This window comes from Streptomyces sp. NPDC056738, from assembly GCF_042790435.1.
GTDB lineage: Bacteria > Actinomycetota > Actinomycetes > Streptomycetales > Streptomycetaceae > Streptomyces.
This window is the reverse complement of record NZ_JBHTZF010000006.1, coordinates 519,171-529,707: the sequence shown is the minus strand read 5'-3', so window position 1 is coordinate 529,707 and position 10,537 is coordinate 519,171. Positions and strand designations below refer to the sequence as shown.

At 73.8% G+C, this 10,537-nt stretch carries 5 protein-coding genes and 1 pseudogene; 1 reads left to right on the top strand and 5 read right to left on the bottom strand.

All coding sequences use genetic code 11. The annotated features are described in order from the left end of the window. Nucleotides 1-198 precede the first annotated feature (198 nt). From ACFRIC_RS19370 to ACFRIC_RS19350, 5 genes are all read right to left on the bottom strand, one after another. Nucleotides 199-1,671: a GNAT family N-acetyltransferase gene (locus ACFRIC_RS19370; RefSeq protein WP_382787216.1), complete on the bottom strand. Its 1,473-nt coding sequence runs from the start codon at nucleotides 1,669-1,671 to the stop codon at nucleotides 199-201. Between the two features lie 252 nt (nucleotides 1,672-1,923). Then, nucleotides 1,924-4,584 (bottom strand): DUF6493 family protein, encoded by a 2,661-nt coding sequence (locus tag ACFRIC_RS19365; RefSeq protein ID WP_382787214.1) that lies wholly within the window; start codon nucleotides 4,582-4,584, stop codon nucleotides 1,924-1,926. Next, nucleotides 4,581-6,059, bottom strand: a complete 1,479-nt coding sequence (locus ACFRIC_RS19360) for an SWIM zinc finger family protein (protein ID WP_382787212.1) — start codon at nucleotides 6,057-6,059, stop codon at nucleotides 4,581-4,583. Before ACFRIC_RS19360 ends, ACFRIC_RS19365 begins: the two co-directional genes overlap by 4 nt. Before the next feature lie 200 nt (nucleotides 6,060-6,259). Next, nucleotides 6,260-7,855, bottom strand: a complete 1,596-nt coding sequence (locus ACFRIC_RS19355; RefSeq protein ID WP_382787210.1) for an alkaline phosphatase D family protein — start codon at nucleotides 7,853-7,855, stop codon at nucleotides 6,260-6,262. A gap of 170 nt (nucleotides 7,856-8,025) precedes the next feature. Continuing rightward, nucleotides 8,026-9,561, bottom strand: a complete 1,536-nt coding sequence (locus ACFRIC_RS19350) for a PLP-dependent aminotransferase family protein (RefSeq protein WP_382787208.1) — start codon at nucleotides 9,559-9,561, stop codon at nucleotides 8,026-8,028. On the opposite strand from ACFRIC_RS19350, the pseudogene ACFRIC_RS19345 reads away from it, so the two are divergent. Beyond that, a pseudogene (locus ACFRIC_RS19345) lies at nucleotides 9,552-10,397 on the top strand (DMT family transporter); the annotation flags it as partial. The gene ACFRIC_RS19350 and the pseudogene ACFRIC_RS19345 sit on opposite strands and share 10 nt — an antisense overlap. Nucleotides 10,398-10,537: the final 140 nt, after the last annotated feature.

The window sequence follows — 10,537 nt, the reverse complement described above, 5'->3', positions numbered from 1 at the left end:
GGGGGGTCCCGCGCGGGGGAATGAGCCGGGGGGACGGGGGGGTGGGCGCGCCCCGGCACCATCAGGTGCCGGGGCGCTCCCTGGTCCCCGGACGGCTGGTGGCGCCGAGCGCGTGGCGCCGGTCCGGTGGACGGCCCCTCACGCCGGATCCCGGCTGCAGGGGATTCGTGGCGGCGGCGGGCAGCGGGAGTGTTCCGGCTAACCGCGGCGCTTCCCTGTTGCCGGGCCCGTCTCCTTCGCCGTTCCGTACGGGGCGTGGCCGTGACCGTGGTGTCCGCCGTACGGCGACGTCACCGGCTGCGGGTCCAGGCGGGCGGTGATGACCAGGGTGCCCTCCTCGATCTGGTAGTCGAGCGGGAGGCCGAGGCCGCGCATGGCGGCGACCATGCCGGTGTTCGACGCCTGCGTGACGGCGTACACGCTCTCGCAGCCGGCCTCGACCGCCATCGCCACCAGGCGGCCGAGCAGTTCGACGCCGATCCCGCGCCGCTGCCAGTCGTCCTCGACGAGCAGCGCGACCTCCGTCTCGTCGCCGTCCCAGAGCAGATGTCCGAGCCCGACGATCCTGCCGGACGCCGTCCGCACGGCGAGGGTGCGCCCGAAACTGGGGCTCAGCAGGTGGTTGAGGTACCGGTCCGCGTCGCCGACGGGACCGTGGTACCGCATGCTCAGCGTGCGCGGCGAGCAGCGCTCGTGCATCGCCTTGGCGGCCTCCAGGTCGGAGACGTCCGCGCGCTGCACGGTGATCGCGTTGCCCTCGGGCAGCGTCAGCATGTCCTGTCCCCGCGGAACACGCGGGCCGAGCCGCGCGTCCAGTTCCACCAGCGCCCGCGCCCGGGCGAACTCCGTCGGCGTGAACGGCAGATACGGCCGCTCCACCGTGATCACTCCGCCCTCCGGCGCGCGCAGCCGCATCACCGTGTCCTCCAGCGCCCCCTCCACGGGAGCTCCCTGGGTCGCCCGGCCGGAGACGGGAGAGGTGGCGGGCAGTGAACGGATCGTGCACCGGCCGAGCAACTGCCGCAGCGCGAGGGGGAGTTCGGAGGCGTCGAGGGCCGTACGGGTGGCCAGGCCGAGTACCCGGGTCGGCGCGTCCACCAGGTCGTGGGCATCGGCCCGCTCGATCCAGGTCGAGCTGCCGCCGGCCTGCGCCACGCCGCGGGTGATCTCCGAGGTGGCCAGCTCGGCGGGCGCGCGCAGCAGGAACTCGTCGACCGTTCCGTCGGCCAGCGGGTGCGTCTGGAGGCTCAGGATGTCGACCTGGTGCTCCGCGAGCGCCGTGCAGAGGGCCGCGAGAGAACCCGGCGCGTCCTGGACCGTCGTCCGCATCCGCAGCAGCACGGTCGCCTCCACGGCCGGCAGCGGCGTGGAGGGTGTGGCATCCGCCCCGGAAAGCGCGCCCGTTCGCCCGTCGGAGGGCGGCCGGGCGCCGGTATCGCCCGTCGGGGGCGCGTGACCGTGGCGGCGTGCCCACCATGTGTGGAATCCGGCCGTGGCGACCAGGAACACCGCCGAGATCACCAACAGCGCGGGACCGTCGGGCCCGTGCCCGACCAGGTTGGCCACACCGTCCGCGACCGCCACGGCCGTGAACAGGGCGGCGAGTTCGACGACGTCCCGTCGCCAGTGGTGAACGGGTCGTCCATGCTTCGCACGCGTCACATCAGACATGTCTGGAGTCATACAGCCACTGTGAAGGAATGGTGTTGCGTGATCACGAACGGCTTGTGACTGATCGGTTAAGTGTCGTTCTGCCCGTTTTGCAGTTCTTTTTACGGGTCTTTTGCCTCGAACACGGGACCTGCCCGCCCACCTGGTCAGAGCCGCCGGACGCCGGCCGGCCCTCGGACGACGGCCGGCCCTCGGGCGAGGGCCTTCCGTGTCCGGTGAACGGCTTCCCGTCTCCAGCGACGGCCCGGCGTCTCAGGCGACCGGGACGACCTCCTCCCGAGTCAGCGCGGTCCGCAGCCGTCGGGCCTGGGCCACGACCTTGGACGAGCCCTGCCGGCCGGCGGTGTCGGCGAGATGCGCGAGATCACCGCGCGCCCCGGACCGCTCGGCGCAGTCGGCGGCGACGGCCAGCAGCTCACCGAGCCCTCGCACCGCGCCGCCGCCCGCCCCGTCGGCGGTGAGGTCGGCCAGCAGGACCGGCAGCAGACCGTCCAGCACCGACCAGACCGTGGCGTACGCACCCGTGGCCGCCGCCGTGCGTATCGACTCGGCCAGCCGGGACTTCTTCAGCGCACCCCTGCGCACCAGTTCTCCGAGGTCCGCGCCGAGCCGCCCGGCGTCGAGCTGTCCCCGGGCGGCGAGGATCAGCAGGGCGTCCACCGCGGCGAGCCGCTCCTCGGGACGCCGGGCCCCGAGTCCGTACGCGAGGCACAGGTGCAGTGCCTCGCCCGCCGTGCCGTCGGCCTCGGCGAGCAGTGGCAGCGACGCGGTGTCCACGCGGCCGTCCTCCATCGCGGCCGCGCCGAAGTCGCTCAGGAGACGCGCCGCCACCAGTTCCCGGCGTCCCGGTACGACGGCTGGCCAGTGCTGCTGATCCGTGGCGCCCCAGTGCCGGCAGTACCAGTGGTCCTTGAACGCCGTGAGGGGGCGGCCCAGCAGCCGGAACTCCCTGGGGAACAGGCCCTGAATCTCTTCGAGTTCGCCCAGTTCCAGCAGGACGCGGGCGCCCGAGGTCCGTCGGCGGACGGTCGGGAGCAGCGGTCCTTCCGAGGTGAGCCACTGGGCCAGCCGGTACCCCTCCGGACTGCCGAGCGCGCGGGCCCGCGCCGCGGCCGCCGCCGTCGTCGCGGCGTCGTCACGCCGCACGCGCAGAAGCGCCTGAGCGAAGTCGGCCGTGCCCGGCCGGGCGTCGAGCCGTCGGTACTCGGTGAGGCGTTCCACGAGTTCGTCCGGCTCCAGCAGCCCGCTGTCCCAGGTGGGAGTGGCCAGCAGGAACGGCATCGGCTCGGTGCGCAGACGGTGGGCCGCCTCCCACAACCGCGCGTCGAGGGCGCGGGAGAGCGCGCTGTGCCGGCAGTTCCCACCCGTCGGCCCCTGCTGCACCGCCGCGTGGAGCGTATCCATGCCGACCCCCTTGAACAGGGCCGCCAGGACCACTTCGAGGCCATGCGCCGACTCACGGAAGCTCCGGTCCACGACCGGGTAGCTCGGATCGCGGTCCTTCCACCAGCAGCGCGCGACCACGGGGCCGAGGGCCTCCACCAGCGCGTCCGGGTCTCGGTGGGCATGGCGGACCAGGCCGTCCAGAGCCCGCTCGAACGCGGCGACTCCGCCACCCGAGGCCAGGATCGCGCTGACCTCCTCCGCCAGTTCGGCCACCGACTCCGGTGCCGGCGCCAGCCGCGCCCGCTCCGGAACGGGCGGCAGTACGTCCTCCTGGACCGTCGAAGCGGAGCCCGGCGCCTCGACACCGAGGGCCCGCTGGGCCCGCAGCCGGAGCCCCGGGCTCAAGTCGGCGCTGAGGTCTTCGAGCCGAGCCCGCGCGTCGGCCGCGTCGGGAAGGGCGCCGACATGGCGCTCCACCAGCTTCAGCGCACGCTCCTGCACCTCGGTGTCCTCGTGCCCGAAGGCTTCCGCCACCGCGGGCAGCAGTACGTCCGCGGCGGACGGATCCCCCTTGAGGACCTTCCCCAGCAGGATGAGCTGGGCGCGCACCAGCTTCTTCTCCGTCCGGAAGACGACGCCCGAGGACATCTCGGCGAGCTGCCGGTGCGTCAACTCGCCGTCCAGCGCGAGGGAGGCGAGCACCGACTGCGCGTGCCAGGCGACGGCCGGCACGGCCTGGCAGGCGAGCGCGGTCCAGTCGGCGGTGCGCTCGCGTTCCTCGTCCCGAGTCGGAGCCAGGGACAACAGCAGACGCAGGAACACCCGCTGGTCGGCCGGGGCGCCACCGCGCAGGAGCCGTGCCACGCAGGCGTCCAGCAGGACCTCGCGGTCCAGGGTGCCTTCCTCGGCCAGCTCCGCGAGGGCGTTGTACCAGCTTCCCGGCCCGTCGCCGAACAGCCAGGCGATCCGGCTCGTGACCTCCAGCGACTCGAAGAGCGCGGTGATCAGCACGGACAGATGCGGCTCCTTGCGCAGCCGCTGCGCCACGGTGTCGCCGCTGTGCCACGACGCGCCGATGTGCTCCAGCCAGCCCTGGACGTAGGAGTCGGTCGTCGGAACCGCGCAGCCGGACAGCCCCACCAGGCCCGACAGCAGGGCGAACGGCACCCGGGAGGTCGTTGGGCGGGCCGCGAGCCGGTGCGTCAGATCGGCGAGCCAGTCGGACTCGCGGTCGCCCAGGACATGGAGCAGGACACCGGGGGAGGCCTGTGACCAGCGCATGTCGACACCCGCGATCCAGGTCGCCGCACCGGCGGCGCCCGTGTGACACGCGGCGCCCGCCGCGTGCAGCGCGGGATGGGCCACCCGGGACGCCGCGTTCCACGGCGCGGACCGCAACTCCTTGCGCAGCGCCTTCAACGCGGGCAGACAGGACCGGCGTTCGGCATCGGTCATGCCGTCCAAGAGCCCGGCGGCCTCGACCGTCCGCCCCGCCCGTACCGCCGTCAGCAGTGCTTCGTCGTTCATCGTCCCTCGCCCCCGTCGAACGGAACTTCCTGGAATGACTCGTGTCGCCCCGCGACCAGGGGCTCCCCGCGCCCGGCACCAGGGTCGGCACCGGGGCCGGCCCCGTACTCGACCCGGGCGCCCCGCCGCACCATCCGGACCGCTAGAGCGTGTTTGCACGGTCCGCGTCCGCCGCGGTACTTCGCCCACCACAGGCAGGAACAGCTCAACGTCCCCGCGTCGTCGCGGACCCGGTGCACATGTCCGTCGTCCGCCGTTACCGTGCCGATGGCCCCGTCCAGGGCGACCGCGCCTCCGGCGACGAGTGCGTGGGCCGACCGCAGGCGCGGGTTGTGCCGCTCGGCCCGCCCCGCGTCGTAGGGCAGTTCGCGGTGGAAGTAGGCGGCTTCCGCGGTGTCGTAGCCCACGCGGCCCGACGTGCCCAGCCGGACCAGGGCGGCTCTCACGCGCTCGGCCGGCAGGCCGGAGGCGGAGGCCAGGTCACCCACGTCGACGCGGGGCTCCCACGCCAGCAGCACCGCGATCAGCTCGGCGTCCTCGGCCGCCTCGTCGGTGGCGAGTGCGTCCAGCACCCCGCCCTCTCCGGAGAAGCCACGGGACGCGTCCGGCGAGAGCGTGAGGGTCAGCCGCATTCCGGGGAGGACGGCTTCCCAGGCGCCGGCCAGGGCGGCGTCGCCGGTGACCGGCGGGCCGTACACGCGCAGTGCCGTCGCGTGGCGCAACACCCTCTGGAGGGTGATCAGCCGGTCCGGTCCGGGCAGACAGACGGCTCCCGGAACCGGCCGTGTGGTCGGACGCAGTCCCCGGCCCGCGGGCACCACCCACTGGGGGCCGCCCGACCTGCCGCGCACCGTGCCGCGCGGGAGCGAGCGCAGGAACCGGACGGCCTCGGCGGCGGGCAGCTCGGCCCGCAGGTCGAACCCGGCCGCGGTCACCTGGGCCTCGGCGAATCCCCGCAGCCAGCGGTCGGGCAGCGGCACCTTCTTCTCCACCACGGGCCCGTCCAGCGTGGTCACGGCCATCTCGTCGGGGCCGACCCGAAGATGCAGCGGATCGTCCGTGCCGATGCGGGAGAGGGCCTCGCGCAGCGGGTTGTTGACGTCGACGTTCGTCGTCCCGTGCCCGATCTCGTCGCCGTCCAGGCCCGGTGTCAGTACGTCCAGGCGCGCGTACACCCCACCGCAGCCGGAGAAGGACTCGAACCGGAGACGGTCACCGTTGCCCGTGACCACCGGGTCCAGGGACGCCCGCGGTTGTGGCCGGTCGTAACGCGCCGCGGCGACGTCGGCCACCGCCAGCAGTCCCGCGGCGGCCACCTGAGGCGACGTCAGGAAGCCCGCGAAGAACCGCGGATGGTCCTCGATCCCCGTGGGCGTCGAACCCCGCGAGGTCTCGAGCCCCAGCCGCCGCCCGCCGGGCACGGACTCCAGAGCGGAAGGTCGGGTGTAGGCCACGGCCTGCAAAGATCGCGTCATGGAAAAACCGTAGAGGCGACCACTGACAATCGCCTCTGACCTGCGATGACTTGCCGTCCCGACCGACGGGAGAGCGAGCCACGCGGTGGTTCCGACGTGCCGGGCGGCCGGGACGGGCCCGCCGTGCTCGGGCCGGGACGGGCCCGCCGTGCCCGGGGCCGAGGTGGGACCCGTGTGCGGGGCACGGCGGACCGGCGTCGCTACTGGCCCACGCGTCCCGGCTGGAGCACCTGCGTGAACAGCACGGTCCCGTCCTGTTCGCGCAGGCGTACCGTCAGCTCGCCGCTGTCGCCGTCGATGTCCACCTCGCCGAAGAACTGGTAGCCGCCCGCGGGTGACACGTTCGAGGCGACGGGCGCCTTCACGAACACCCGCTCCGGACCGAAGGTGCCGTCCAGTGCGCTCGCCGGGAAGGCACCGGCGTTCAGCGGGCCGGAGACGAACTCCCAGAACGGCTCGAAGTCGGTGAACGCGGCCCGCGACGGCTGGTAGTGCTGGGCCGACGTGTGGTGCACGTCGGCGGTGAGCCACACGGTGCCCGTGATCCGCCGGTGCTTGATGAACCGCAGCAGTTCGGCGAGTTGGAGCTCGCGACCCAGCGGCGCGCCCGGGTCGCCCTGGGCCACGGCCTCGATGTTCGGCCGTCCCTCGGTCGTGTCCGGAACGACCAGGCCGAGCGGCATGTCCGCGGCGATCACCTTCCACACGGCCCGCGAACGCGACAGCTCGCGCTTCAGCCACTCCAACTGCGCGGCACCGAGGATGCCCTGCGGATCCGTCGTCTGGTCGTCGGGGGAGTTGGCGTTGCGGTAGGTGCGCATGTCGAGGACGAACACGTCCAGGAGCGGACCGTGCCGCACGACCCGGTGCACGCGACCGTCCCGGTCGCCCGGCCGCAGGGTCGACACGGGGAAGTACTCGGCGAACGCGCGCCGGGCCCGCGCCGCCAGGACGTCGACGCTCTTCTCCGTGTAGCGCGTGTCCGTGGTGGCGATCACCTCACCCGGGTACCAGTTGTTCCGCACCTCGTGGTCGTCCCACTGGATCACGGTGGGCACCTGGGCGTTGAACCGCTTGAGGTTCTCGTCGAGCAGGTTGTAGCGGAAATTGCCGCGGAACTCCGCCAGCGACTCGGCGACCTTGGACTTCTCCTCGGTCGTGATGTTCCGCCAGGTGCCGCCGTCGGGGAGCGCGGCCGTGGCGGCCAGCGGACCGTCCGCGTAGATGTTGTCGCCGCTGCACAGGAAGAAGTCGGGGTCGAGCCGGGCCATCGCGTCGAAGATGCGGTAGCCGCCGATGTCCGGGTTGATGCCCCAGCCCTGCCCCGCCAGGTCGCCCGACCAGAGGAAGCGCACACCGCCGCGCCGCCCGTGCGGAGCCGTACGGAACGTTCCGCCCACCGGCTCGCCGGTGCGCCGGGGGTCGTCCGGGTCGGCGAGCAGGACGCGGTAGTGGATCTGTTCACCGGACGGCAGCCCGCGCAGCCGGGTGGTCCCCGTGAAGTCCGTGTCCGCGCCGAGCAGCGGACCGTGCCATCGGCGCGCGTCGCGGAACGACGCGGTCGCCGAGGTCTCGACGATCATCCGCGCGGGCCGGTCGGAGCGCACCCACACCAGGCCGGAGTCGGTGGTCACGTCGCCGGTCTGGACGCCCCAGCCCGCCTTCGGCCGGCCGGACAGGGCGAACGCCGGCGCCGAGCCGAGCGTGGTGGGCAGGGCCAGTGCCGCCGACGCGGCCAGCGAGCCGCGCAGCACGCTGCGGCGACCGGGGAACGAGGGGAACGGACGGTGCGACATGGATACGCCTCCGGGTACGGATTCGGCCAGTGTGCAGAGCCACAACTACTGGTGCGCCGCAGCGCGCACGCAAACCACGGGTGAACAACCGGCCCTGGGACACGGGGAATCGACCCGACGCCGGGGGAGCCCCCGCGGAGCCGCCTCACGGAGCCGTCCGGGGAACCCGTCTAAAGAGCCGAACCGGCCGACCGGCCCCGTACGGCCTCCGCCATCAGCCGCACGCCGTCCCGTATGCGTGCGGGCGGCAGATGGGCGTACCCGAGCACGAGCCGTACGCCGTCCGCGGCCGTCGATCCGTAGTGGGCCGTCGGCCGGACCACGACCCCCGCCGCCGCGGTGCGTTCCAGGAAGCTGTCCCGCGGTCCATGGCGGGCGGGCAGTGCGGCCACGACGTGCAGACCGGCCGCGATTCCGGAGACCTCCGTACCCGGAAAGTGCTCCTCCAGGGCCGCGACCAGGACGTCACGCCGCTCCCGGTACGCACGCTGGCAGCGGCGCAGGTGCCGGTCGTAGTCGCCGCGTTCGACGAAACGGGCCAGGAGCGCCTGGTCGAGGACCGGGTTGCCGAGGTCCATGGTGCGTTTGCGCTCGACGGCCTCCTCGAAGTGGGACGCCGGGACCAGGAGCCAGCCGAGCCGAAGTCCCGGAGCGAGCGATTTGCTGACCGAGCCGGTGTACGCGACACGCTCGGGGTCCAGTCCCTGGAGGGCACCCACCGGCGCACGGTCGTAACGGAAGTCGCCGTCGTAGTCGTCCTCGATGACCAGGCCGTCCACGGACCGGGCCCAGTCGAGGAGTTCGCCGCGACGCCGGGCCGAGTACGCGATGCCCGTCGGGAACTGGTGGGCGGGCGTCGTCACCAGGGCCCGTACACCGGACGCTACGAGCGGGGCGAGCGCGAGACCCTCGTCGTCGAGCGGCAGCGGTACGGTGCCGACGCCTGCCGAGGCGAACAGGGAGCCGAGTTCCGGGCTGCCGGGACGCTCGACGCCCACGCGAGGTGTCCCGCGCGCGTGCAGCGCGAAACCGAGCAGTGTCATCGCCTGGGCGACGCCGGAGACCACGATGACGCGCTCCGGGTCCGCGACCACCCCCCGGCGGCGCACGAGGAGTTCGGCCAGGGCCGTCCTGAGGCGCGGCAGGCCGCGCGGGTCCGGGTAGCCCAGTGCCTGGTGGGGGAGTTCGGCCAGCACCCCGCGGTGCGCGGCGGCCCAGGCGGAGCGCGGGAAGAGGGACAGGTCGGGGCTTCCCGCGACGAAGTCGGCCCGCACCCCGGCCGCCCGCGGGGCACCGTCACGCGCGCGTGGACCGACGGCCCGCACCGCACCGCCGACCCAGGTACCCGACCCGCGGTCACTGCGGAGATAGCCTTCCGCCGTCAACTGCTCGTACGCCTCCGTGACGAGCCCCCGCGACACGCCGAGGTCCCCGGCCAGCTCGCGGCTCGACGGCAGCCGGGTGCCGGGAGCGAGCCGTCCGGAGCGGACCGCCTCGCGCAGCGCGGCCTGGAGCGTGCGTCCACGCGCGCGTGCCGGCGCCGACGCGGCCGGCAGGAGCAGCTCCCAGGCCGCCGTCCACGAGGAGGCCGCCGGTTCTGCCCGGCCTGTCGATCCTGGCGAGCCCTGCGGTTCCGCCGGAGCCGCGGTCGGTGCTGTCGGAGCGGGACGCGGCGGCTCGCCGCGATTGGTCCCCGATGACGTCATGGAAGTGGACCTTAATCCGGGCCACGCCCGTTCATAGCGTCGTAGTCATGAACGCCACCACCACCCGGGGCGCGCTGCTCGCCGCCCTCGCCTGTGTCCTCGTCGGAGGTTCCTTCACCGCCAACAGCGTCCTGGGCCACTATCCGTACGCGGGCGGCCAGTTCCTGCGCTACGGCCTCGCCTGTGTCCTTCTGCTGCCCCTCGTCGGCCGGGGCGCGGCCGCCCCGCTGCGGCGGCTCACGTTCCGCCAGTGGGGGCGACTCGCGCTCGTCGCGGCCGTCGGCATGGTCGGTTTCAACCTCGCCGTGCTCGCCGCAGAGCGCACGGCCGAACCGGCGGTGCCCGGCGTCTTCGTCGGCTGCGCCCCCGTCGTCGTCGCGGTGCTCGTACCGCTTCAGGAGGGCCGCCGCCCACGACGCCGCGTCCTGTACGGGGCGCTGCTCGTCGCCCTCGGCGCCTTCGCCGTTCAGGGATGGGGCCGCACGGACGCGGCCGGGATCGCCTGCTCCGTGGGCGCCCTGGCCGGGGAAGCCGGCTTCGCCGTGCTGGCCGTACCGGTACTGCGTCCGCTGGGGCCGCGGCTGCTGTCGGCCACCGTGTGCGCCGTCGCCGCGGCCGAGTCCGCGCTGGTCGGCGTGATCGCCGACCGTGGAGCGTGGCTGCGGGTGCCGGACGCCACCGAGGCGACCGCGCTGCTGTGGCAGGCGGCGGTCGTCACGGTCGTCGGCTTCGTCTGCTGGTACATGGGCGTGCAGCGCATCGGAGCGGAGCGCGCCACGCTCTTCTCCGGCCTCGTCCCGGTCTCGGCGGCCTGCACCGCGCCGCTCGTGGGCACCGGCGCCTACGGGATCGCGCAGGCCGCGGGCAGTGCCCTCGTCGGCGCCGGAGTCGCCCTCGGGTCGGGCGCCTTGGGCGTCGTCCTCGGGCGTGGTCGCCGGGCCGCCGGAAGGGGCCGCCCGAGGACCGTGTCCCGGGA

Excerpts from the sequence above, each read along its gene's own strand:
- ACFRIC_RS19370 (WP_382787216.1), bottom strand. The coding sequence starts at position 1,671 with ATGTCTGATGTGACGCGTGCGAAGCATGGACGACCCGTTCACCACTGG.
- ACFRIC_RS19365 (WP_382787214.1), bottom strand. The coding sequence starts at position 4,584 with ATGAACGACGAAGCACTGCTGACGGCGGTACGGGCGGGGCGGACGGTC.
- ACFRIC_RS19360 (WP_382787212.1), bottom strand. The coding sequence starts at position 6,059 with ATGACGCGATCTTTGCAGGCCGTGGCCTACACCCGACCTTCCGCTCTG.
- ACFRIC_RS19355 (WP_382787210.1), bottom strand. The coding sequence starts at position 7,855 with ATGTCGCACCGTCCGTTCCCCTCGTTCCCCGGTCGCCGCAGCGTGCTG.
- ACFRIC_RS19350 (WP_382787208.1), bottom strand. The coding sequence starts at position 9,561 with ATGACGTCATCGGGGACCAATCGCGGCGAGCCGCCGCGTCCCGCTCCG.